This is a genomic window from Clostridium pacaense (assembly GCF_020709765.2).
Lineage (GTDB): Bacteria > Bacillota > Clostridia > Lachnospirales > Lachnospiraceae > Enterocloster > Enterocloster hominis.
This window is the reverse complement of sequence record NZ_JAJFEB020000002.1, coordinates 42,523-65,390: the sequence shown is the minus strand read 5'-3', so window position 1 is coordinate 65,390 and position 22,868 is coordinate 42,523. Positions and strand designations below refer to the sequence as shown.

The following is a 22,868-nucleotide window of genomic DNA, read 5'->3' as shown; positions in this document are numbered from 1 at the left end:
GGCGGAACGGAGAACTAGGATGAAACATTACATATGTGTGGAAGAACACGGGATTACATATATATGCGGGACATATAAGGCGCCCGGACGTGCAGGCGGCCGGGGAACGATTGTCGTACAGGAGGCGCAAAGCGATTCTTCCGGCAGGAGTCCTGAAGGGGTATTGGCAGAATGGGCAGCCCAGTACGGACTGGAGGGAAAGAGGATTGTACTGGTTATGGGGCGCAGGCTCTCCTTCCTGTACACAAAGCTCCCAAAGGCTGGAAAGCGGGCGCTCAGACGCATGGCTTATAATGAACTGATGGCCAGCAAAAGATGCGGTGCGGACTGTCTGTCAGCAGTGGATATCCAGAAGATTTCCGGAGAACCGCATATTGGCGCCACGGTATATTATATGGAAAGGGGACAACTGGAACCATATGTCAAAGCCATGGAGCGGGCAGGTATGATATATGGCGGAACCCTTCTGATGCCGGACTGCACGGCTGTGGCCAGCCGGATGATGTGCAGGCGCCGTTCCAGCCTTATCATCGATGTGGAAAAGGAGGGAATTGGGCTGTATGCGGTTGCCGGAGGACATTGCCTGTCATGGGTAAGCAGTCCGCTGAAAGCCGGATATTTCTGCGGGAAGGGCGCTAAGGAGGTTCTGTATGATGAAATCGCGGAACAGGCGGCCCGTATACGCCAACAGCTGGAAGATGATAAAAGAATGTTCAGTCCGGAGTACGCAGTACTGGTGGGAAACTGCTTTTCCGACATGGAAGATGCGGCGGCATGTCTGAAGGATCGTCTGGACATGCCCTGTGAAGGTGCGGCGGTGAGCGTATCCGGGAAGGATGTGGCGGTGACGCCCGGCGCATTGGCTGCGGTTGCTGCCGGAAGCCTGTCAGGTAAAAGCCTGTTTGGTAAAAGCCTGTCAGGCGTAAGCTTGTCAGGGGTAAGTCTGTCGGGCAAGGGCCCCGTAAGGCTTTCCTCTGGGCCGGACGGTGAGGACAGCGGGATGCTTTCCGGGATATATGGGATTGTATCAGGAAGAAACATGTTGTTTTTGCTTGCCAACCTTATATTGGCAGCAGGAATATCCGGGTATGTGGGATTTCAGCGCGCCCAGGTTACAGGGGAGTTGAAACGGCTCCAGTCAGTCATGTCAGATGCTGGTTTCAGGGAACAATATCGGGCGTCCTGTAAACTGGAAAATGAGGTTTCGGCAATGGCTGCACGGATGGCTGCGGAGGAATCCTTAAGGAGCGCTTCGTCCGGCTTCCTGGACAGGACTGACTTTGAGGCATTTGCGTCAGCCATGGAAGCTGATATGGATGTGGAGGCCGTTGTCTATGAAAAGGAGCCGGGAACCATGGAAATGACCATATCCCAAAATAGTCCTGAACAGATTCCGGGCCTTGTGGAGCGGATCAGGGATTCAGGGGTATTCCATTCTGTCAGCCACAGTAACTGGGAGCAGGAAGAGGACAATGGCACGGTGCGCATCCATACATCAGTCCGCGCAGTCCTCAAAGAGGGAGAACAGGATGAAAATAAGTAAAAGGGAACGCTTCCTCATCAGGCTTCTGATGTTCGTGTGCATATGGGCCCTGGCGTTCAGGTTTTTTATCATCCCCGAAAAGGGACGCCTGGCTGAAGCCAGGGAACGGCTGAGGGAAGTTAAGGAAGAACAGGCAAAGGCCGAACTGTACCTGAAATATTACCCGGATTTAAGGGAGCGGCTTGAGGGGCTGAAGAAAGAAGATGACGGGGAGTTTTTCTACCGGGATATTGACGATGTGTTCATGGACCGGAACCTTCAGGAATTGGCAGGACGTGCCGGTGTGGGGATTGTGCGCCTGAGTATCGGAACACCTGAGCCGGTGGGGACGATGGAGGGGCACGGGGAAATGAAGACCAAAAGCCATGTATCAGGCGCGGGCACCCCGGTTTCCGGTGTTGTGGACAATATGGCAGGTGCGCGGGAAACGGACGGCGGGAAGGATACAGCTGGGAAGGATACAGCTGGTATGGATACAGCTGGTATGGATACAACTGGTATGGATACAACTGGTACGGATACAGGCGGAACGGATACAGGCGGGACGGAGGATACAGCCGAATCAGGGAAACAATATATGGCATCCACTGTTACGCTGGAAGTAAGATGCATGGATGTGGGGAATATCATGGAATTTGCGGACGGGATATACCGGAATGATAAAAGCCTTGTGATAACCTATATTGATTTGGCGGCATCGGAAGAAAGGGAAGAAAGCGGCATGGCCGGGAACGGCGGTTTAAGAGGGATTGTGGAGGTCAGGTATTATTATGAAAAGACAAAATAGGGGCAGGACATATATGGAAATCCATTCCCGCCAGGAGGGTTTTACCATGATTGAGGTAATCACGGCCACAGCCCTTCTGGCAGTAACTGTTTCCGGCTTCCTGATGATGTCCGGCGCCAATGCGGGACTTCTGGCAAAGGAACACAGGATGGGGAGAATGAATTACGAGCTCAGTTCCATGTCTGGGGCAGGGGCGGGAGAGGCAACCGGCAATACCCTGGTGGTGGAGTTTTACATGGAAAATGAATCAGCCTTCGGGGATTATGCAGCGGAAGAATCCTTTGATGAATTCAGGGTAAGCGCGGCACCGGAGGATTTTGATAGCTCCATGACATTTTACAGGCACAGATAAAGGGCGGTAAGAAAATTGACTGAAAGAAATATAAGGGATGGCTGTCAGGGATTTACGCTTTTAGAATTGGTGGCAGCCCTCTCAATCGCAGCCGTGATCGGGGTATTTGCAGCGGGCTTCCTGCATCCCCAGGCTAAGCTTTATTATGGCTTTGACAGACTGGCCAAGGCAGAGGGAATGTGCAGCCAGGCATATACCAAACTGGAGGAATTGCTGAGATACGGCTATGTGTATTACGTGGAACCCGGCCATCCGGAAACGCTGTCGTATTATGTGCGGGAACCGGGGATTTCCAGGCCTTCCTGCGAAGTAAACGGGATTACCTATGAGAAGCTGCCTCCGGTTTCTGGTTGGCCTCATATATCCGCGGATGACCTGGAGGTGGATGCGTTTGACGGGATGACATTGGAACTTGATTTTGACGGAACGGAAACCGGGCAGGCCAGGGTGCTGATCCGTATCATGAAGGATGAGGAAACGGTTTATGAGCAGGAGGCGGTCATACACTCCATGTATGATTACCAGGTTGAGGAGGGGTAGACGGCATGGTCGGCAATAGGAGAGGATGGTCGGGAAGACGCGGTGAACAGGGCAGCAGCCTTATATATGTGATTCTTTCCATTACCCTGCTGTCCGTGTTTTCCTGCGGTTATATGGCGGTTTCCAGATACCAGATGAAGTCTGCCCTGACAGGAAAATCGTATATGGAGGCGCAGATAACGGCCAAGACCATACACAGCACCTTCTGCGGGGCGGTTGCCAGCGGGAAATCGGAAGCAGCCAACAGTATCTGGCGGTGTTTTGAGGAGGATTGCCAGATGGTCCGCGAAGAATATGATGAAATGATGGACGATGAAGAGGCAGGGGAAGACGGGGAAGAAGGGGAAGAAGAAATCCCTGCGGAGGCCATGGAAGGGGACGGGACAGGATACGGCTTCAATGGTCATGTCAGGGATACAGAGCCGAAAAGCCGGTGGGAACGGTATCTTCATCATGCCCTGGGAGACAAGGAATATGTGATGAAGGGTTGCCAGTCCCTGCCGGATGACAGCCTTGCAGTGGATATTACATTAACGGTAAAGCCGCTGGACGGAAAGGCCAATGTACATACGGAAGTGGTCTGTAATGGATATACATTTTCCCTGGGCGCGGATATTGTGTTTGATAATAGCGACGGCGCCGTCATGACCATTGAGCAGGACATATCCGGGAACTCCGGAGAGGATGTGAAACTCTATCTCAACGGGAATGGGGTCTGCCGGTATTACGAGGATTAGGCCATGTCCTTACGGGAATCAGGCCATGTCCTATGAAAGGAACAGGCCCATGTACCAGGCCATGATTTCCCTGTACCACAGTCCGAAGGCAATAAGGGACAGGGCAAAGAACGGAGCCATTGGAATCCTGGTCCTGCCGTTTACCCGTCCCCTTATTAAGGGGATAAGACACCAGAGTCCGGCCAGGATGTAGGCTGCAAGGAGGGCCGCCATTCCTGCTCCCGCGCCCAGAAGCAGGCCGCTGGAGGCCATGAGCTTTGCATCGCCCAGGCCGATGCCGCCCTTTGTGAGCACACGCAGGAGCGCCAGGAAACCGCCGCATATGACTGCGCCGGCAATCCGGCCTGCCAGGCCGGGACGGGGAGCAATCATCAGGGAACCTGCCGCCAGAACCAGGATGGAAAGGCTGATGCCATCCGGGATGTACATATGCCGGGCATCAATTAAGGCGCCCACGGTAAGCAGCGAGCCAAAGAGACACATGATGACGGCTTCTGCTCCCGGACCCTTGGCCTGACAGCACAGGAAGAACAGCAGGGCGGTGCCTGCTTCCACCAAAGGATACTGGATGGATATGCGTTCCCCGCAGGACCGGCATTTCCCTCCCAGGAACAGGAAGGACAGGATGGGTACCATGTCCAGCGGATTGAGCTGCCGTTTGCAGGCCGGGCAGTGTGAACGCCCTGTGACAAAGTTTTCGCCCTCAGGTATCCGCAGGATGCAGACATTCAGGAAGCTTCCGGTTACAGCGCCAAACATTCCATATAATATTGGGTAGAAAAAATCCATGACAGTCCCCCGATAATGTAGATTATCCCGGATACAATATAATCCCGGATTGCGGTTCATTTCAGTCAGTATACCATTTCAGAGAGAAGGAGACAACCAGTGCCATATAAAATGAACATAGAAGAATTGCTGGTAGAGCACAGATACCTGACAAGGAGCCAGTTGGAACGGGCCATGTACTTTAAGGAACAGGAACCGGGGAAAACAGCTGAGCAGATCCTTATGGACCTGGGCTATGTGACCGAGGACGCTGTTATGGAATGCGCTGCAACCCGGGACAATCTGCAGGTGACGGACCTGGATTCCTATAAAATCGATTTGAAGGCAGCGGACATGGTTTCCCCTGCATTTGCAGGGCATAATCGGATCATACCCATTGATTTTGAGGAAGGCAGGCTGGTGGTGGCTGCTTCCTATCCCATTGATATGGATGTCATTGATGAGACGGCAACCCTTACCGGCATGGAGGTCAAAGTGGTCCTTGGGACATCTGCGGCAGTGGGACGCGCCATTGACAGGACCTATGAAAATACCGCAGGCGGGAATACCGGGCTCATGAACCCTGCTGCCGGCACGCCTGGGGCAGGTATCATGGATACCCGTAACCGTCAGATGGAACTGGTCCTTAAGGAGCGGGTGGAAGGCGCTCCCGTGGTGCGCATGGTCAATGCCATCATTGAGAATGCCTATAACAGAAATGCCAGCGACATCCATGTGGAGCCGGGAAATCATGAACTTGTGATACGGATGAGAATCAACGGGGATTTGATTGTCCATACTACTTTGGAGATGGAGTACCACCGCCCCATGATAACCAGGCTGAAGCTGATGGCTGGCATGGATATTGCGGAAAAGAGGCTGCCTCAGGACGGCAAGTACCATTATGAACGGGCAGATGTGTCCACGGACCTGAGGATTTCCACCCTGCCCTCTGTTTTCGGGGAGAAGGTTGTTTTGAGGCTGTTGGGCAATGACCGGGATAATTCACTGATGGATGTGAGCCGCCTTGGGATGACGGAGACACAGCGCGGGATATTTGAGCGGATCCTCAAGGTCCCTCATGGAATCGTGCTGGTGACCGGGCCGACGGGAAGCGGCAAGACAACCACCCTGTACGCTGTGCTCAGCCGCATCATTAAAAAGAAAATCAACGTGGTTACCGTGGAGGACCCGGTGGAGAAGGTGATTGAGGGGATGACCCAGGTACAGGTCAATCCAAAGTCAGGCCTGACCTTTGCCACTGCCCTCCGCTCCATACTGAGACAGGACCCGGATGTAATCATGGTCGGCGAGATGAGGGACGAGGAAACCGTATCCATCGGTGTAAGGGCCGCCATAACCGGGCATCTAGTGTTTTCCACCCTTCACACCAATGACTGCGCTTCCACCATAAACAGGCTGCGCAACATGGGCGTGGCGCCCTATATGGTGGCAGCGGCATTATCCGGGATTGTGGCACAGCGGCTGGTGAAGGTGCTGTGTCCATTGTGCCGCAGGGAATATGAACCGGATGAGAGGGAGCGCGGCCTGCTGGAGGGACTGGGCGCCGGAAAAGTGGATAAGCTGTGGAAGGCTTCGGGCTGCCCCTGCTGTAATGGGACCGGATACAGCCGGAGGAAAGCAGTTTATGAGCTGATGGAGGTGGACGAGGAGGTGAAGTTCATGATAACGGATAATGTGCTGCCAAAGGAAATCAGGACGTACCAGAAGAAAAGAGGATTCAGGTCCCTGAAGGAGAATGTGGTACAGATGGCAATCCAGGGTGAAACCAGCATGGAAGAGGCTGAAAAAATAATTTATTCCGCGGAATAATACTGATATACTACAAAAGAAAAGAGGAAACATAAGAATGAAAAAAGCAGACAAGAAGGGAAAAGGCAGCAGGGGAGGATTTACCCTCATAGAGCTGATCTGTGTCATTGCCATACTCGGTATCCTGGTGGCGCTTGCAGTGCCGTCCTACCGCGGGCTTCAGGACAAATCAGCCAGCCAGGTAGCCATATCCAATGCCAGGTCCAACTATACCCTGGGAAAGGCCCAGCAGGACATGATTGATGCCGGCGCCATGAAGCAGAATGAGAAACAGGAATATAACTATACCAGGGATGCGGATGGAAAGGATTCCGCGTTCTGGGAAGGCGAGATAAACGGCAGGACGTACAAAGCTGTTTATCCGGGCAGCACCGGGGACGGCGAGATTGTGTCGGGAACTGGAAAATAGTCCGTATTTGTGGTACAATTGGCCATTATCGGCTGGATGAAGGACGGGAAGGAAGTAGGAGGATGAAACATATGAAAAAACGCCGGGGATGCCGTGGGTTCACGATGGTGGAACTGATTGTGGTGGTTGCAATCCTGGCCATACTGCTGGCATTTGCTGTTCCCCACATGGCGGGGTATATCCAGGCCGCCCACAACATGACGGCCTATACAGAAGCACAAATGGCTGCGGATGCGGTACAGCGTTATATTACCGACGAGTATGAAAAAGGAACACTGAACGGCAAAATCGTACATAACCTTATGGGAGTGGAGCTGGACAGTCCCTACAGCCTGATTAAGGATTATATCTCTGGAGGACAGAAAGGCGCAAGAATTGCACATGTTAATGCAGATGTCACCGAAGGGCGCCTGATTTCCATAATATATGATTCAGAGAACAGTGAGACGGCAATCCTGGTAACATATGATAAAGACGGAAACGTCACATATGAGAATGTCAGCAAGGATTTTGGCTGGTAGAAGTAGTAAGGACAGAATCGGTTAGTCAGAAGCGGTGACACAGAAACAGTAAGGCAGAAGCGGTAAGAGAGGATATCCTATGGAATTAATCTTGGACACGGCGCTGATGATATGGGGATGGCTGCTGGAGCATCTTTTGTACATCAACCTTGTATTTTCAATCATTATCATATTTTTTCAGCGGCGGGACCCGAGAAGCGTGTGGACCTGGCTTCTGGCCCTGTATTTTATTCCTGTGTTCGGGATCATCTTCTATCTTCTGTTCGGGCAGGATTTAAAGAAAAGCAGGATGTTCAAAGTAAAGGAAATCAGCGACAGGCTCAATGTCCCGATTAAGAGCCAGGAGGAAATCATACGCTCGGATGACATGCCCGAGGAGATGATGGATCCCATGACCAGGGATTTCAAAAGCCTGATCCTCTATAACCTGGAGACCTCCGGTTCCGTGCTGACGGTAAACAATAAGGTGCAGATATTCACGGACGGGCAGGAGAAGTTCGAGTCCCTGAGGAATGAGCTCCGCCAGGCCAGGCGGTTCATCCACATCCAGTACTATATCATTAAAAATGACGAGCTGTTTGATTCCATTGTGCCAATCCTGCTGGAAAAGGTAAAGGAGGGCGTGGAGGTCCGTATCCTCTGCGACGGAATGGGCGGCAGGTTCATGCCGAAAAAGCTTTGGGAGAAAATGGAAAAAGCAGGGATTAAGGTGGGCGTGTTCTTCCCGCCCTTCCTGGGATGGCTCAACCTGCGTGTGAATTACCGGAACCATAGGAAAATCGTTGTGATTGACGGCCATACAGGCTTTGTGGGAGGCTTTAATATTGGGCGGGAGTACATTTCCAAGGATCCCAAATTCGGTTACTGGCGGGACACCCATCTGCGTATTGACGGGGAGGCTGCCATCAGCCTGCAGATCCGGTTTGCCCTGGACTGGAACTATGCCACCGGCGAGAACCTTTTTAAGGAGGCAAGGTATTTTGGGGATGAGGCAGAGTACATCACCCGGCGTCTTAAGGGCGAGTGGACTCCTGTGTGGCCTGATCCGGAGCGGGTCAATGAACTGGTGTCCATGCAGATTATTACCAGCGGCCCTGATACCAATGAGCCGCATATAAGGAATAATTACCTGGAGCTGTTCCACAAGGCCAAGCACCATATCTATATCCACACCCCGTACTTCATCCCGGACGACGCAATCCTTTCAGCGCTGAAGATTGCAGCGCTCTCAGGCGTGGATGTCCGGCTCATGATTCCGTGTAAGCCGGACCACCCCTTTGTGTACTGGGCCACCTGTTCCTATGCCGGGGAGCTTCTGGACTATGGGGCCAGGGTGTATATATATGAAAATGGCTTCCTTCACTCCAAGGGAATCATGGTGGACGGCAGGGTCAGCTGTTATGGGACCGCCAACATGGATATACGCAGCTTTGAACTGAACTTTGAGGTCAATGCCACGATTTATGATGAGGAAGTCACGGGTGAACTGGAGGAGGCGTTCATGGGCGACCTTCCCCACTGCCGGGAGATTACAAGGGAGGATTACAAGGAGAGAAGCATGTGGATGCGCATAAAGGAACAATCCAGCCGCCTGCTCTCCCCGCTTTTGTGACAGACCCTGCCGGCAAAGGGAAACCAGGTAAGACGGGCATTGGGAAAGTTCTGGAAAAATGGTTCCAGGCGAATAAAAGCACGGACCGGCTTTCATACTAATGGCTATGAGAGTGCAGACAGAAGGAATCAATCACACAAATAGCCGTAAGGAAAAACGGTACAATAAAATGACGGGACTGCTGATGAATTTCTGCCGGTGCGGCATTGCAGGGTGGTGTCTGGAGGTAATGTTCACATCCGTGGACTCCATCATGGCAGGGGACTGGACCCTGATGGGCCAGACTTCCTTACTTATGTTTCCCATCTATGGGATGGGCGCCCTGCTGTTACCCATCAGCCATTTCATAGACAGCTGGCTTACTGGCCTGCCGGGCTTTGCAGACGGGGATGGGGACAGGATGTCCCGCGCGGGGCGGATCATACGGCACGGGCTTATCTACATGGTGCTGATATTCATTGCGGAATATGTGGCGGGGACCTGGCTTACAGGCCTTGGAATCTGCCCATGGGACTACTCGGCATGGCCGGACAATGTGGGCGGTGTCATCCGGCTTAAGTTCGCCCCCCTGTGGTTCGGGACCGGGCTGTTATTTGAATATTTGACCAGTGCAGATGGCGGGAGTGGATTTTCAGACACACCCTGAAGCGCCGGACAGACGAGCGGTTATTAAATATCAAACCTGGATGGAAGGTATTGTATTTAATCCGCTCTTTTTATATAATAAAATGAAACAGTCCGGGTTTGGCGCCCGGACGCCAAAATATATACAGGAATTAAAGGAGACAGGGAATGATACGGATAATTATGGTGGCACTGACCGTGGTGCTGTTCCTGATTTTCAGTGTGCCGCTGCTTGGCATCCTGGGAATGCGGGACAAGAAAGACCCGGAGGGCGCGCAGTTTAAGAGCCTGCATATTGTACAGGGAGTATTCCGGTTCATACTTAAACTGGCAGGGGTTACATATGAGGTGCAGGGCCTGGAGAACATACCCATGGACCGGGCGGTCCTGTATGTGGGAAACCACAGGAGCTATTTTGACATTCTTGTGGGATATGTGACCGTGCCAGGGCTGACCGGGTTTGTTGCCAAAAAGGAGATGCTTAAGATACCCCTTCTCAGGGACTGGATGCACAGGGTTAACTGCCTGTTCCTTGACAGGGTGAATATCAAAGAAGGGTTAAAGGCCATCCTGGAAGGCATTGAGAAAGTAAAATCCGGTATATCCATCTGGATATTCCCGGAGGGCACACGCAATGAGAATGAGGATATGACGGAACTTCTCCCATTCCATGAGGGCAGCCTTAAGATTGCCCAGAAAAGCGGATGCCCTGTGATACCGGTGGCCATCACAGGGACTTCCCGGATATTCGAGGACCATCTTCCGTTCATAAAGCCCAGCCATGTGGTCATCCGGTACGGGGAACCCATTGATTTAAAGGAACTGCCCCAGGAGGCAAAGAAGTTCCCGGGGGCATATACAAGGGATGTGATATCAGGCATGCTTAAGGATATGGCTGAAGGACAGGAATAAGGAACAATAAGGCGCGCCGGACGCGCGCCCTGGAACAGGAGCGTATTAGATACCATGGAGAATCTGGATTTACAGGAAATCAGGGGACAGCTGGATGGCATTGATTCACAGCTGGTTGAGTTATTTGAGAGAAGGATGAAGCTGTGCGGGGACGTGGCGGAGTATAAGATTGGAACAGGCAAGCCTGTGTATGACGGGGCAAGGGAAAAGGAAAAATTAGAAACCGTGACCGGTATGGCCCATGGGGATTTTAACAGGCAGGGAGTTTACGAACTGTTTTCGCAGATCATGACCATCAGCCGCAGGCTCCAGTATGGCCTCCTGGCAGGGCATGGGCAGCGTCTGGATACCGGGTTTACCATGGTGGAGGAGCTGAAGCGGGACAATGCCCGGATTGTGTACCAGGGCGTGGAAGGGGCTTACAGCCATGCAGCGGCCCTTCAGTACTTTGGGGATGACGCAGATGTATATCATGTGCCCAGCTTTGAGGATGCCATGGTGGAAGTGGAGGAAGGCCGGGCGGATTACGCGGTCCTTCCCATTGAGAATTCCTCCGCAGGGGCTGTCAGCGGCAACTATGACAATCTGGTCATGCACAACCTCTATATCGTGGCCGAGACCCAGGTTTCCGTAAACCATGCCCTTCTGGGGCTTAAGGGGGCGTCCATTTCAGATATCAGGAGGGTGTATTCCCATCCCCAGGCCCTGATGCAGTGTTCCCGGTACCTGAATGCCAACAGGCAGTGGACCCAGTTCAGCGTGGAGAACACGGCGGGCGCTGCCAAGAAGATACTGGAGGACCAGGACATTGCCCAGGCAGCAGTGGCCAGCGAGACAGCGGGAAAGCTATACGGGCTTCAGGTCCTTGAGCATGGCATCAACCATGACAAGGACAACACCACCCGGTTCATCATCCTGTCTAAATCGCCTGTTTACAGGCGGGGTGCAGGCAAGGTGAGCATCTGCTTTGAAGGTTTACATAAAAGCGGTTCCCTGTATAACATGCTGGGGAACCTGATTTATAACAATGTCAACATGCTGATGATTGAATCCCGTCCCATTGTGGGACGCAGCTGGGAATACAGGTTCTTTGTGGATGTGGAAGGTTCCCTGGGGGATGCGGCCATACAGAATGCGTTAAAGGGAATTTCAGAGGAAGCCGTAAGCATGCGGATCCTGGGCAATTATTAGGGAGGTATGACGGGTATGAACATTAATGAACTGATTATATACAGGAATCTGGAATACCAGGAGCTGTTTAAGGACATGGCCTGCCTTATGGGATATGCGGACTGCGACGGCCGGCCGGATGCATTCCACTGCGCAGGGCAGCTGGTTGAACTGGCTGTGAATTATGGATTCGAGGGGAATCTCTGGCACTGTTTCCTGGCCTTCTGTCTGGCCAACAACGAAAATGCCTATACAACCACCTGTGAAATCACAGGGGCGGCAGGCGGCTCCCTGGACCGGCTGGCCAGGGAGGACTTTAAGATCTTTAAGGCATTATTTGATTACGACATCCATGACCTTGCGCCTGCCGGGATGTGGAACCAGCTGGCCAGTTATGAGTCCAGCGGAAAAGGCAGCCGCGTGTTCAATAAGAGGATCAGGGACCGCATCGTGAGCTTGGCTGTCAAGCTGAAGGAATCCGCGGATGTGGAGGAATTCCAGGATCACGTGGAGGAATTTTACCGGGAATTCGGAGTTGGCAAATTCGGCCTTAATAAGGCATTCAGGATTGTGGAAAAGGATGAGGGACAGACCGTTGTCATTGACCCGATCATCAATGTGGAGCACGTATATTTTGATAATATCGTGGGGTACCAGCTGCAGAAACAGAAGCTGATTGAGAACACCGAAGCATTCGTGGAAGGCCGGGAGGCCAACAATGTGCTGCTGTTCGGCGATGCGGGAACCGGTAAGTCCTCCAGTGTCAAGGCTGTGCTCAATGAATATTACAGCAGGGGACTGCGTATCATTGAGGTATATAAGCACCAGTTCCGCGCGCTCTCCGATGTGCTGGAGCAGATTAAGGACAGGAATTACAAATTCATCATTTACATGGACGACCTTTCCTTTGAGGATTACGAACTGGAGTACAAGTATCTGAAGGCAATCCTGGAGGGCGGGCTTGGCAAGCGCCCGGACAATGTGCTGATTTACGCCACATCCAACAGACGCCATCTGATACGTGAGAAGTTCAGTGACAAGAGGGAACTGGACGACGAGCTTCATAACAATGATACGGTACAGGAGAAGCTGTCCCTGGCTTCCCGTTTTGGCGTGACCATATACTTTGGCTCCCCGGACAAGAGGGAATTTGAGACAATCGTGAAGGCATTGGCGGACCGTTACCACCTGGATATGCCGGAACAGGAGCTTTACGCGGAGGCCAATAAGTGGGAACTGAGCCACGGCGGCCTGTCAGGCCGTACGGCGGCCCAGTTCATCACCCATCTTCTTGGCCGGAAATAGCAGATGTGCTCCCTGGGAACAGGCGGGGCTTTCATGCATGCCAGGGTGGGGTTTACATGAATTTTACAGGGGTTTTACATGGTTTACATGTAAAAGTTTAATGACCCGTTTATAATAGCGGTCAAAAGGAGTGATAAAGGTGGCTATTCGGACATTTGCGGCAATTGACGTGGGCTCATTCGAGCTGGAAATGGGCATCTATGAGATGTCATATAAGACGGGAATCCGGCGTGTGGACCATGTCCGCCATGTGATTGCCCTTGGCAAGGATACGTACAGCCAGGGCAAAATCAGCTATGGCCTGGTGGAGGAGATGTGCCAGGTCCTGGGGGAGTTCGCCCAGATAATGAAGGCATACAGGGTCAAGGACTACAGGGCCTATGCGACCAGCGCCATGAGGGAAGCCCACAACAATCAGATCATACTGGACCAGATCCGGGTGAGGACAGGGCTTACCGTGCGCATCATCAGCAACTCAGAGCAGCGTTTTATCAGCTATAAGGCCATTGCTGCCAAGGCCAGTGAATTTAATAAGATCATACAAAAAGGGACGGCCATTGTGGATGTTGGATTCGGCAGCGCCCAGCTGTCCCTCTTTGACAAGGATTCCCTGGTGACCACCCAGAACCTCCCTCTCGGTACCCTGCGTGTGCGCGGCCTTCTGGCAAACATCCCGGCAACCGTGGCGGAACACCGGGAGCACATTGAGGAGATTGTGGACAATGAGCTGTTCACCTTCCGCAAGATGTACCTGAAGGACCGGGAAATCAACAACCTTATCGGAATCGGGGAGAATATCCTCTATATCATTAACCGCATGGACCTGAAGGCATACGGGGACCGGATTGACGCAGCCACCATGAACCGTTTTTATGAGCGTCTGTGCCAGCTGACCACGGACCAGATTGAGGAGAAGTTTGGAGTGAACAGTGAATACGCCTCCCTGCTCCTTCCAAGCGTGGTGGTGTATAAACGCATTCTGGAACTGACCGGGGCAGACATGTTCTGGGTTCCGGGAATCCGTCTGTGCGACGGCATTGCCGCTGAATATGCCCAGGATAACAAGCTGGTCCGGTTCAGCCATAACTTTGAGAACGATATCCTGGCAGCGTCCAGGAACATGGCCAAGCGCTATAAGTGCCACACCAGCCACAACCAGGTGCTGGAACAATATGCCCTGGGAATCTTTGACAGCATGAAAAAGTACCATGGGCTTGGGGCCAGGGAAAGACTGCTTCTGCAGATATCCGTACTGCTCCATGCCTGCGGCAAGTTCATCAGCATCAAGAACTCCAACGAATGCTCCTATAACATCATCATGTCCACGGAAATCATTGGCCTCAGCCATCTGGAGAGGGAAATCATTGCCAACGTGGTCCGCTACAACATAAGGGATTTCGACTATGACAAAGTCCAGCTGGAGACACAGATACACCAGGAGGATATGCCGGGTTACAGCCGCAACGCGATTACCATCCTTATCGCAAAATTGACCGCCATCCTGCGCCTGGCCAATTCCATGGACAGAAGCCACCGCGGAAAACTGGCGGACTGCCGCATGGCGGTCAGGGACAATGAACTGATTATCACAACAGGATATCAGGGCAACATGGCATTGGAGACAGCCTCCTTTGAACAGAAGGCGGATTTCTTTGAGGAGATATTTGGTGTAAGACCTGTGTTAAAGCAGAAGAGGAGGGTGTAATCATGGCAGATTCAGTAGGAAAGCAGCAGTCTGCAAAACAGACTGTAAAAGAGACAGCCAAAGAGGCGTCTAAGCAGGCTGAGAAGGCCAGGGCCGAAACCTCTAAGGCTGAGAAGGTTAAGGCGGAAGCTTCGAAGGCTGAGAGGGCCAAGGCGGAAGCTTCGAAGGCTGAGAAGGTTAAGACGGAAGTTTCGAAGGCTGAGAAGGCCAAGGCGGAAGTTTCGAAGGCTGAGAATGCCAAGGCGGAAGTTTCAAAGGCTGAGAGGGCCAAGGCGGAAGCTTCAAAGGCTGAGAAGGCCAGGGCGGAAGTCTCTAAGGCTGAGAAGGCCAAGGCGGAAGCTTCAAAGGCTGAGAGGGCCAAGGCGGAAGCTTCGAAGGCTGAGAAGGCCAAGGCGGAAGTCTCAAAGACCGATAAAGCCAAGGCAGAAAGCACGAAGGACGTAAAGTTAAAAATGGAAAAGCCTGCAGAAACCACTGTGGATTTTGCGGCTGACCCGAACAATTATGTTAACCGAGAACTGAGCTGGCTTGAGTTCAACTACCGGGTGCTGAGCGAGGCAAGGGACAAAAGCCTTCCGCTTTTTGAGCGCCTCAAATTCCTAAGTATCACGGCTTCTAACCTGGATGAATTCTACATGGTGCGCGTTGCCTCCTTAAAGGATATGGTGCATGCAAAATACACCAAGCCCGACATAGCAGGCCTGACACCTCAGGAGCAGCTGGATAAAATAAGTGAGAAGACACACCAGCTGGTTGAAATGCAGTATTCCACCTATAACAGGTCCCTCCTGCCTGCCCTTAAGGCCAACGGGCTTAGGGTCATTACGGAGCATGAGGACCTGACAGAAAAGGAAGCTGCATTTGCAGATGAATATTTTAAGAAAAATGTATATCCCGTACTGACGCCCATGGCGTTTGATTCCTCCAGGCCATTTCCTTTAATCCGCAACAAGACGCTGAACATAGCTGCGCTTCTGAGGAAGAAAAAAGCGGATGAGACAGACGATGAGCTGGAGTTTGCCATGGTGCAGGTGCCGTCCGTCATCCCCAGGATTGTGGAACTTCCAAGGGAAGTGGTGGAGGATGGAAAGGAACAGCGCGTGGTCATACTTCTGGAAGAGATAATTGAGCGGAACATGCCGTCCCTGTTCCTGAACTATGATATTGTGGCATCCCATCCATTCCGTATCATGAGGAACGCGGACCTCACCATTGATGAGGAAGAGGCAGTGGACCTGCTGGAAGAAATCCAGAAGCAGCTGAAGAAACGCCAGTGGGGCGAGGCCATCCGTCTGGAGATTGAGGATAACGTAGATAAGCGGCTGCTGAAAATCCTCAGAAAAGAGCTATCCATCAACAGCCAGGATATATTTGGAATCAACGGTCCCCTGGATCTGACCTTCCTTATGAAGATGTATGGACTGGAAGGTTTTGATCTGTTTAAGACATCCAGATACGTGCCCCAGCCGGTACCGGCCCTGATGAACGAGGATGATATTTTCACCAATATCCGGAAAGGGGATATCCTGCTCCATCACCCATACCAGAGTTTTGACCCGGTGGTAAACTTTGTGCGCAGCGCGGCCAGGGACCCGGAGGTGCTGGCAATCAAGCAGACCCTTTACCGTGTCAGCGGCAACTCCCCAATCATTGCAGCGCTGGCTGAAGCAGCTGATAACGGCAAGCAGGTATCCGTGCTGGTGGAACTGAAGGCAAGGTTTGACGAGGAAAACAACATCAACTGGGCCAAGATGCTTGAGAAAGCCGGCTGCCATGTCATCTACGGCCTGGTGGGCCTTAAGACCCACAGCAAGATTACCCTGGTGGTGCGCATGGAAGAGGACGGAATCAGGCGTTACGTCCATCTTGGGACCGGCAATTACAATGATTCAACCGCAAAGCTCTATACGGACTGCGGAATCCTGACCTGCGACCCTCAGATAGGAGAGGACGCGACCGCTGTATTCAACATGCTGTCCGGATATTCAGAGCCCCTTGCATGGAATAAGCTTTCCGTGGCCCCCCTATGGCTTAGGGGAAGGTTCCTGCGGATGATACGCAGGGAAGCAGAGCATGCCAGGAATGGCAAGCCCGCCCATATCATGGCTAAGATGAACTCCCTGTGTGACAAGGAAATCATAACCGCCCTGTACGAAGCATCCTGTGCAGGGGTTAAGATAGAAATGATAATCCGTGGTATCTGCTGTCTGAAGGCAGGCGTTCCCGGTTTAAGTGAGAATATATCGGTGCGTTCCATTGTAGGCAACTTCCTGGAGCACAGCCGGATTTTCTACTTCCTTAATGACGCAAGCCCTGAGGTCTACATGGGCAGTGCGGACTGGATGCCGCGTAACCTGGACCGCCGTGTGGAAATCATGTTCCCGGTAGAGAACGAAACGCTGAAGGAGCAGGTCATCCGCATCCTTGAGATTGAACTGGAAGATAATGTGAAAGCCCACATCCTCCAGCCGGACGGAACCTACGAAAAAGAAGATAAACGGGGTAAAGTCCTGGTAAACTCCCAGGAACAGTTCTGCCGGGAGGCCATTATGATGGCAAAGGAATTCAGGGTGGATGACCCGGCCAGGGTGAGGGTGTTTACGCCGATTGAGAGTAGTGGGGGTTGATGGATGGTTGGTGTAGGAGGGGGATTTTTGAAAGCTACGCCCGTGAAGGGGGACAGGACGGACGGCAGCGGACTGGACGCCCAGTTCCGGAGGGCGCAGCTTCTAAGGCCCTGACAACATAAAAGACGGGGGATCGGTGCTATTCACGTAGAAATCCTGAAGGACTTTCTACGTTCAGAGCACCTTGGACTCATGCTTTGATGCATTCGTCCACCCCCGTCTTTTATGCTGCCAGGACCTAAGAAGCTGCGCCCTCCTACACTATGCGTCCACCCCGCCGCCGTCCGTCCTGCCCCCCTCCCCGTGCTGTGTCCTCCAACCCCCACATACCTCAATCATCCATCCGGAAATAAAATAAATTCCCTGGCCTGGGTTAATATTGACGAGTGACAAAAACCCTGGCTGGGTTTTTATATTTTTTTCCTGATTTATGTGGTGTGGAGAAAACGATACGTAGTGGGTGAGTGGAATGGGGATGGGGGCGGGGGATGCATCTGCAGGTGCGTGCTGGTCTTAGGCTGTGGCAAGAGGCGCTAAGAGGCTGGCGCCTTTGTCTGAGCTCAGTAACAAGATTGACGGATAAGAACAGGCGCGAGTTAGGCGGCCAGACTCTTGTCCAGCGCCGATTGCCAGAGCCTTAGAGCAGCTAGCACCGAAGCCGTATCCCCCGCCCCCATCCCCATTCCACTCACGGACGGATGCACCTAAATTCCCCACCCACCCCACCTAAATCACCCATGCGTAAACAGCTTCATGGCTTCTGCAAGTATCTCATCGCTGATCCCGGAATCGATTTCCACCCCTTTTATCTGGGGGATGCGGGTGACCAGTTCTTTTTGGACCAGGTTTTTGACGGTTTCGTCGGCGGAGGGGCAGCCGGCGCATCCGCCCTGCATTTCAATCCAGAGGATACCGTTTTCGTCTAAGTCCACTACCTCCAGCCCGCCCCCGTGGCTGGATAACTGGGGGCGGACGAAGAGGTTCAGGACTGCTTCTATGTCTTTTCTTAATTCTTCATTCATGGATTACCTCTTATTTGGCTTCCTTTTTTGCGGCGGCCATTGCGTCGAATTTGGCGAGCATGGCCCTTGGGGTTGCTGTGTGGGCGCTGCGCTCGTATCTTGGGCACTCGTCGTAGCCTTTCAGGCCGGCCAGGTATTTTGCGATTTTCTTAAGCTCTTCCAGGTCGTAGCGGCCCATCATGGTGATGGTCTCCATGAGCGGGGAACCGCCGCCGTGTACGCCTGCCACTGCCTGGGCTGCTTCGTAGGAGTCGCAGAGTTTGTTTTCCATCATGCGCATGACACGGTGGGTGTCTTCTGCGCTGTAGGCCGGGTTGCGGAGTATATACTTATTGCACAGTTCTGCTGTTTCAGGTGCGTAGAAGCTTTCCTCGGTGGGAAGGGATGCGCATACGCCTCCGGTCAGGTCGGCCAGTGTCTCATATTCATGGTAAATGTTGTGTCCTGCCAGGCGGCGTCCCGCATTGGTCAGCACTTCATCCGGAACCTGCTGCCCGGAGGGGAACTTGGTTGAGTGATAGGCGGATGCCTCCCCGGCTGCAAAGACAAGCTCTGCGGTCTGGATGATATCACAGATTTTTTCACGTACATGGGATTCACGTGCAATGTCGTTTACATCGGCTACAAGGGCTGCCTGGGATGCGATTACCTCGGAGACCGCTGTTTTACATCCGGTATAGGAATGACGGTGATAGTGTGCGAACATCAGGGCAAGGTAGCCTGCGTAGCGCGCAACGCCTTCATGGTCGCGGCCGCACATGAATACGCGGTCATATGGCACGAAGCAGTCGTCGAATATGGTAAGGCTTTCTACATCGCCGATGTTTGCAAAGGGGGCCTCGATATGGGTGCGTTTGTGGTGCAGTCCGGGAAGGGCCATCAGCTTTACGCCGTCCCAGTCCCCGGGAAGGGCAAATGCAACCGCATAATCAGCATCATCCGGTCCCATGAATTTGGTTGGGTTTACAATGATCTCATCTACATAAGGTGCATTGGAGTTGCATATCTTGGCGCCGCGGACAATGATGCCTTTACATGGTTTTCCGTCAATGCCGATGCCGTCCACGTCTGTTTCTACTACATGGACAAAGGAGTCGGGGTCGGGCTGCATGTGGGCGCGTTTGTATTTGGGATTACGGGAGCCTTTTACGTCTGTCTGGGCACAGTTGCAGACCAGGTCGTATTTCTGGCAGTACTCAATGTACTTTAACAGGCGCTGGTGGTATTCTGTGCCGCAGGCCCCGTCACAGTCATAGGTAACGGAGAACAGGGCGTTCATGGCATCCGTACCCATGCAGCGCTGCATGCATCCGCCCACGCGGTGGCAGATTAAACGGGTCATCAGCTGCTTCTTCAGCAGGTCCTCCTGGCTGTGGTGGATATGGGTGCAGCGGTTGATGGTTTCTCCTGTAATGTGGGACGTGGTCACGCAGACGTCTGCATAGTCCGGGTCGTTGGCAACGTCGTAGCACTGCTTCATTACATAGGTGCCGCCCTTAATCCAGTCGGCCAGGTCCCTTTCCGGGCCTTCCTTGCCGTTGGAACGGTCCACGCATTTTCCGTTCATGTATACGTTGGGTTTCATTTTTAAAAGACGCTCTTTATACTGTTCGTATGTACCGATTGCCATAGTTAATACCTTCCTTTATGTTTTATTTTATTGTTTTTTAGTTGCTGAAACCGCATCGAATTTGGCAAGCATGGCCCTTGGGGTTGCCGTGTGGGCGCTGCGCTCGTAGCGCGGGCATTTCTCGTATCCGGGAAGCCCTGCCAGGTATTTTGCGATTTTTTTCAGTTCTTCCAGGTCATAACGGCTCATGAGGGTGATGGTTTCCATGAGAGGGGAACCGCCGCCGTGTACGCCTGCCACTGCCTGGGCTGCTTCGTAGGAGTCGCACAGCTTGTTTTCCATCATGCGCATGACACGGTGGGTGTCCTCTGCGCTGTAGGCCGGGTTGCGGAGTATATACTTATTGCACAGTTCTGCTGTCTCCGGCGCAAAGAAGCTTTCTTCCGTTGGAAGGGAAGCACAGACACCGCCGGTCAGGTCGGCCAGGGTTTCGTACTCATGGTACATGTTGTGTCCTGCCAGACGGCGTCCCGCGTTGGTCAGCACCTCATCTGGAACCCATTGGCCGGATGGGAATTCCATTGCATGGTGGGCGGCCGCCTCGCCTGCTGCGAATACCAGTTCCGCTGTCTGGATGATGTCACAGATTTTTTCCCGGACATGGGACTCCCTGGCAATGTCATTGACATCGGCTACCAGGGCTGCCTGGGATGCGATGACCTCGGAGACAGCGGTCTTACATCCGGTGTAGGAATGGCGGTGGTAATGTGCAAACATCAGGGCCAGATAACCGGCGTAACGCGCAACGCCTTCGTGGTCGCGGCCGCACATGAATACGCGGTCATAGGGCACGAAGCAGTCGTCGAAGATGGTAAGGCTTTCCACGTCCCCAATCTGCGCATAAGGCGCGTCCAGATGGGTACGTTTGTGATGCAGTCCCGGAAGGGCCATCAGCTTGACTCCGTCCCAGTCAGCGGGAAGCGCGAAGGCCACCGCGTAATCGCTGTCATCCTGGCTCATGAACTTGGTTGGGTTTACAATGATTTCATCCACATACGGAGCGCAGGAGTTACAGATCTTGGCGCCGCGCACGATGATGCCCTTACATGGTTTTCCGTCCACGCCGATGCCGTCCACATCTGTCTCTACCACGTGTACAAAGGAATCCGGGTCCGGCTGCATATGGGCGCGTTTGTACTTGGGGTTGCGGGATCCCTTTACGTCGGTCTGTGCGCAGTTGCAGATTAAATCGTCCTTCTGACAGTATTCAATGTATTTGACCAGACGCTTGTGGTACTCTGTGCCGCAGGCCTCGTCACAGTCATAAGTAACGGAGAACAGGGCGTTCATGGCATCCGTGCCCATGCATCGCTGCATACATCCGCCCACGTGCTGGCAGATCAGGCGCGTCATCAGCTGTTTCTTCAGCAGGTCATCCATGCTGTGGTGGATATGGGTGCAGCGGTTAATCTTTTCTCCGGTAATATGGGAAGTGGTCACACATACATCCTCATATCTGGGGTCATTGGCAACGTCATAGCACTGTTTCATTACATAGGTCCCGCCTTTAATCCAGTCAGCCAGGTCCCTTTCAGCGCCTTCTTTTCCGTTGGAGCGGTCAACACATCTGCCGTTTAAATAAACATTGGGTTTCATTTTGAGAAGCCGTTCCTTGTATTGTTCATAAGTTCCAATTCCCATTCCTATATTCCTCCTTCATATTTTATACTTGTTAAATTTTTGCCATTTATGGGGCGCCATGGTCTTGCGCCCTTACACCATGATTTAAAGAGCAAGAATTGTGCCAGATAGCAAGAGGCGGAAATCAGTGGATTTGGGGCGTTGGACTGTATAAAAAGGGCATGGTCATCTGAAAACATGTATAAAAAGTATACAAAAAATGATGGTGCAGTGTGATATAAGGTTGGCATGTGATTTGCGTGTATAAAAAATATAATGATTAATTGAACGGCAATGGGAAAGGAGACAGGTAAATGATACATATTAACAGGGATTTGTGCACCGGGTGCGGGGTATGCGTTAAGGTATGTTCCATGGCATGTATTGTCCTGGAGGAGGAAAAGGCGGTATTTAAAGGAGAAAAGAGGTGTATGACCTGCGCCCACTGCATGGCTGTGTGCCCGCAGAAAGCTGTGTACACGGACCGATATGACAACAGCGAGTCCGTGGAAATGACACCGGATATCCCTCTGGCATCGCCGGAGGAAATGAAAAACAGGATGGTGCTTCGCAGGAGTATCCGCGCTTACAGGCAGAAGGTACCCTCCAGGCAGGAGATTGAAGCCATTCTGGATGGGGCCAGATATGCGGGCACGGGAGGTAACAGGCAGGCCCTGCGCTACATCGCGGTGTGCGGACATATGGATGAGGTGACCGGGGAGGCGGCCCGCGTCCTGGGCGGCCTGGCAGAGAAACCGGGATTCTATGCGCCTGCCTATGGGAGGATTTATAAGGAGAGCCTGAAGGGAAATGACATACTGTTCTATGGGGCGCCCCTCCTTATATTAGTAATCGGGAATAAGAAAAAAGGGTTCAATGTGAAAAAGGACGGAGGGCTGGCGTCTGCATATATCCAGCTGATGGCTGAAACCATGGGGATTGGCTCCTGCATCAACGGCTTTTTTGGGGATGCTGTGGATAACAGCAGTAAGTTAAAGGAAATGTTGGGGATAACAGAGGATGAATCCATGGTAATGGCCATTGCCATGGGCTATCCGCTTATTTCCTATATGCGCAGTGCGCCCAGGAAGAAGCTGGATTTAACCTGGATGTGAGGACGGCGCTCTTAGGAAAAAGCTGGATTTAACCTG

General features: G+C 52.6%; 20 protein-coding genes. 16 read left to right on the top strand and 4 right to left on the bottom strand.

Annotated elements, in window-relative coordinates:
* Nucleotides 1–19 precede the first annotated feature (19 nt).
* Genes LK536_RS33900 through LK536_RS33880 form a run of 5 tightly spaced genes read left to right on the top strand, consistent with a single transcriptional unit; the run spans nt 20 to nt 3,959 of the window.
* A complete protein-coding gene (locus LK536_RS33900) occupies nt 20–1,543 on the top strand; it encodes a hypothetical protein (RefSeq protein WP_227794540.1) in 1,524 nt (507 codons plus the stop codon).
* The gene (locus LK536_RS33895) at nt 1,530–2,330 is read left to right on the top strand and encodes a hypothetical protein (protein WP_227794539.1); all 801 of its coding nucleotides are present in this window, start codon (nt 1,530–1,532) and stop codon (nt 2,328–2,330) included. The genes LK536_RS33900 and LK536_RS33895 overlap by 14 nt, the downstream gene beginning before the upstream one ends.
* Nucleotides 2,314–2,682 carry a type IV pilus modification PilV family protein gene (locus tag LK536_RS33890; protein ID WP_025484274.1) on the top strand — a complete coding sequence of 123 codons (369 nt, stop codon included), beginning with the start codon at nt 2,314–2,316 and terminating at the stop codon, nt 2,680–2,682. The genes LK536_RS33895 and LK536_RS33890 overlap by 17 nt, the downstream gene beginning before the upstream one ends.
* Nucleotides 2,683–2,697: 15 nt before the next feature.
* A complete protein-coding gene (locus tag LK536_RS33885; protein ID WP_008724055.1) occupies nt 2,698–3,222 on the top strand; it encodes a PulJ/GspJ family protein in 525 nt (174 codons plus the stop codon).
* A 5-nt stretch (nt 3,223–3,227) separates the two neighbouring features.
* Nucleotides 3,228–3,959, top strand: a complete 732-nt coding sequence (locus LK536_RS33880; protein ID WP_227794538.1) for a hypothetical protein — start codon at nt 3,228–3,230, stop codon at nt 3,957–3,959.
* Nucleotides 3,960–3,989: 30 nt separating this feature from the next.
* On the opposite strand, the gene LK536_RS33875 is transcribed toward LK536_RS33880, so the two are convergent.
* Complete coding sequence (locus tag LK536_RS33875) at nt 3,990–4,718, bottom strand: prepilin peptidase (protein WP_506092078.1); 729 nt, start codon at nt 4,716–4,718, stop codon at nt 3,990–3,992.
* Between the two features lie 129 nt (nt 4,719–4,847).
* Here LK536_RS33875 and LK536_RS33870 point away from each other — a divergent pair, with 129 nt between their 5' ends.
* The 10 genes from LK536_RS33870 to LK536_RS33825 all read left to right on the top strand — a co-directional run bounded on the left by LK536_RS33870 (nt 4,848) and on the right by LK536_RS33825 (nt 17,445).
* Nucleotides 4,848–6,560, top strand: coding sequence for a GspE/PulE family protein (locus LK536_RS33870; protein WP_227794536.1), 1,713 nt, complete (start codon nt 4,848–4,850; stop codon nt 6,558–6,560).
* Nucleotides 6,561–6,597: 37 nt separating this feature from the next.
* Nucleotides 6,598–6,969, top strand: a complete 372-nt coding sequence (locus tag LK536_RS33865; protein ID WP_008724063.1) for a prepilin-type N-terminal cleavage/methylation domain-containing protein — start codon at nt 6,598–6,600, stop codon at nt 6,967–6,969.
* A gap of 71 nt (nt 6,970–7,040) precedes the next feature.
* Nucleotides 7,041–7,490, top strand: coding sequence for a type II secretion system protein (locus LK536_RS33860; protein ID WP_008724065.1), 450 nt, complete (start codon nt 7,041–7,043; stop codon nt 7,488–7,490).
* A 79-nt stretch (nt 7,491–7,569) separates the two neighbouring features.
* The gene (gene cls / locus LK536_RS33855) at nt 7,570–9,102 is read left to right on the top strand and encodes a cardiolipin synthase (RefSeq protein WP_008724066.1); all 1,533 of its coding nucleotides are present in this window, start codon (nt 7,570–7,572) and stop codon (nt 9,100–9,102) included.
* 100 nt (nt 9,103–9,202) lie between these two features.
* A complete protein-coding gene (locus LK536_RS33850) occupies nt 9,203–9,748 on the top strand; it encodes a putative ABC transporter permease (protein ID WP_025484266.1) in 546 nt (181 codons plus the stop codon).
* 146 nt (nt 9,749–9,894) lie between these two features.
* The gene (locus LK536_RS33845) at nt 9,895–10,638 is read left to right on the top strand and encodes a lysophospholipid acyltransferase family protein (RefSeq protein ID WP_008724072.1); all 744 of its coding nucleotides are present in this window, start codon (nt 9,895–9,897) and stop codon (nt 10,636–10,638) included.
* A gap of 63 nt (nt 10,639–10,701) precedes the next feature.
* Nucleotides 10,702–11,829, top strand: a complete 1,128-nt coding sequence (locus LK536_RS33840) for a bifunctional chorismate mutase/prephenate dehydratase (protein ID WP_474911828.1) — start codon at nt 10,702–10,704, stop codon at nt 11,827–11,829.
* A gap of 6 nt (nt 11,830–11,835) precedes the next feature.
* A complete protein-coding gene (locus tag LK536_RS33835; RefSeq protein WP_008724075.1) occupies nt 11,836–13,113 on the top strand; it encodes an ATP-binding protein in 1,278 nt (425 codons plus the stop codon).
* Between the two features lie 139 nt (nt 13,114–13,252).
* On the top strand, nt 13,253–14,818 hold the full coding sequence (locus LK536_RS33830) for a Ppx/GppA phosphatase family protein (protein ID WP_008724077.1): 1,566 nt from the start codon (nt 13,253–13,255) through the stop codon (nt 14,816–14,818).
* Between the two features lie 452 nt (nt 14,819–15,270).
* Entirely contained in the window at nt 15,271–17,445 is a 2,175-nt protein-coding gene (locus tag LK536_RS33825; protein ID WP_227794766.1) for an RNA degradosome polyphosphate kinase, read from the top strand.
* Between the two features lie 731 nt (nt 17,446–18,176).
* Here the strand turns inward: LK536_RS33825 and LK536_RS33820 are convergent.
* The 3 genes from LK536_RS33820 to LK536_RS33810 are packed head-to-tail and all read right to left on the bottom strand — an operon-like array spanning nt 18,177 to nt 21,738.
* Entirely contained in the window at nt 18,177–18,467 is a 291-nt protein-coding gene (locus LK536_RS33820) for a NifU family protein (RefSeq protein WP_008724081.1), read from the bottom strand.
* 10 nt (nt 18,468–18,477) lie between these two features.
* A complete protein-coding gene (locus LK536_RS33815) occupies nt 18,478–20,097 on the bottom strand; it encodes a 4-hydroxyphenylacetate 3-hydroxylase family protein (protein ID WP_120056525.1) in 1,620 nt (539 codons plus the stop codon).
* 27 nt (nt 20,098–20,124) lie between these two features.
* Nucleotides 20,125–21,738, bottom strand: a complete 1,614-nt coding sequence (locus LK536_RS33810) for a 4-hydroxyphenylacetate 3-hydroxylase N-terminal domain-containing protein (protein WP_008724084.1) — start codon at nt 21,736–21,738, stop codon at nt 20,125–20,127.
* A 293-nt stretch (nt 21,739–22,031) separates the two neighbouring features.
* Here LK536_RS33810 and LK536_RS33805 point away from each other — a divergent pair, with 293 nt between their 5' ends.
* The gene (locus LK536_RS33805) at nt 22,032–22,832 is read left to right on the top strand and encodes a nitroreductase family protein (protein ID WP_227794534.1); all 801 of its coding nucleotides are present in this window, start codon (nt 22,032–22,034) and stop codon (nt 22,830–22,832) included.
* Nucleotides 22,833–22,868 lie beyond the last annotated feature (36 nt).

Bases quoted from the DNA above. Each gene is read 5' to 3' on its own strand.
- LK536_RS33900 (WP_227794540.1), top strand. From the start codon at position 20: ATGAAACATTACATATGTGTGGAAGAACACGGGATTACATATATATGC.
- LK536_RS33895 (WP_227794539.1), top strand. From the start codon at position 1,530: ATGAAAATAAGTAAAAGGGAACGCTTCCTCATCAGGCTTCTGATGTTC.
- LK536_RS33890 (WP_025484274.1), top strand. From the start codon at position 2,314: ATGAAAAGACAAAATAGGGGCAGGACATATATGGAAATCCATTCCCGC.
- LK536_RS33880 (WP_227794538.1), top strand. From the start codon at position 3,228: ATGGTCGGCAATAGGAGAGGATGGTCGGGAAGACGCGGTGAACAGGGC.
- LK536_RS33875 (WP_506092078.1), bottom strand. From the start codon at position 4,718: ATGTTTGGCGCTGTAACCGGAAGCTTCCTGAATGTCTGCATCCTGCGG.
- LK536_RS33865 (WP_008724063.1), top strand. From the start codon at position 6,598: ATGAAAAAAGCAGACAAGAAGGGAAAAGGCAGCAGGGGAGGATTTACC.
- LK536_RS33860 (WP_008724065.1), top strand. From the start codon at position 7,041: ATGAAAAAACGCCGGGGATGCCGTGGGTTCACGATGGTGGAACTGATT.
- cls (WP_008724066.1), top strand. From the start codon at position 7,570: ATGGAATTAATCTTGGACACGGCGCTGATGATATGGGGATGGCTGCTG.
- LK536_RS33850 (WP_025484266.1), top strand. From the start codon at position 9,203: ATGGCTATGAGAGTGCAGACAGAAGGAATCAATCACACAAATAGCCGT.
- LK536_RS33845 (WP_008724072.1), top strand. From the start codon at position 9,895: ATGATACGGATAATTATGGTGGCACTGACCGTGGTGCTGTTCCTGATT.
- LK536_RS33835 (WP_008724075.1), top strand. From the start codon at position 11,836: ATGACGGGTATGAACATTAATGAACTGATTATATACAGGAATCTGGAA.
- LK536_RS33825 (WP_227794766.1), top strand. From the start codon at position 15,271: ATGGAAAAGCCTGCAGAAACCACTGTGGATTTTGCGGCTGACCCGAAC.
- LK536_RS33820 (WP_008724081.1), bottom strand. From the start codon at position 18,467: ATGAATGAAGAATTAAGAAAAGACATAGAAGCAGTCCTGAACCTCTTC.
- LK536_RS33815 (WP_120056525.1), bottom strand. From the start codon at position 20,097: ATGGCAATCGGTACATACGAACAGTATAAAGAGCGTCTTTTAAAAATG.
- LK536_RS33810 (WP_008724084.1), bottom strand. From the start codon at position 21,738: ATGGGAATTGGAACTTATGAACAATACAAGGAACGGCTTCTCAAAATG.
- LK536_RS33805 (WP_227794534.1), top strand. From the start codon at position 22,032: ATGATACATATTAACAGGGATTTGTGCACCGGGTGCGGGGTATGCGTT.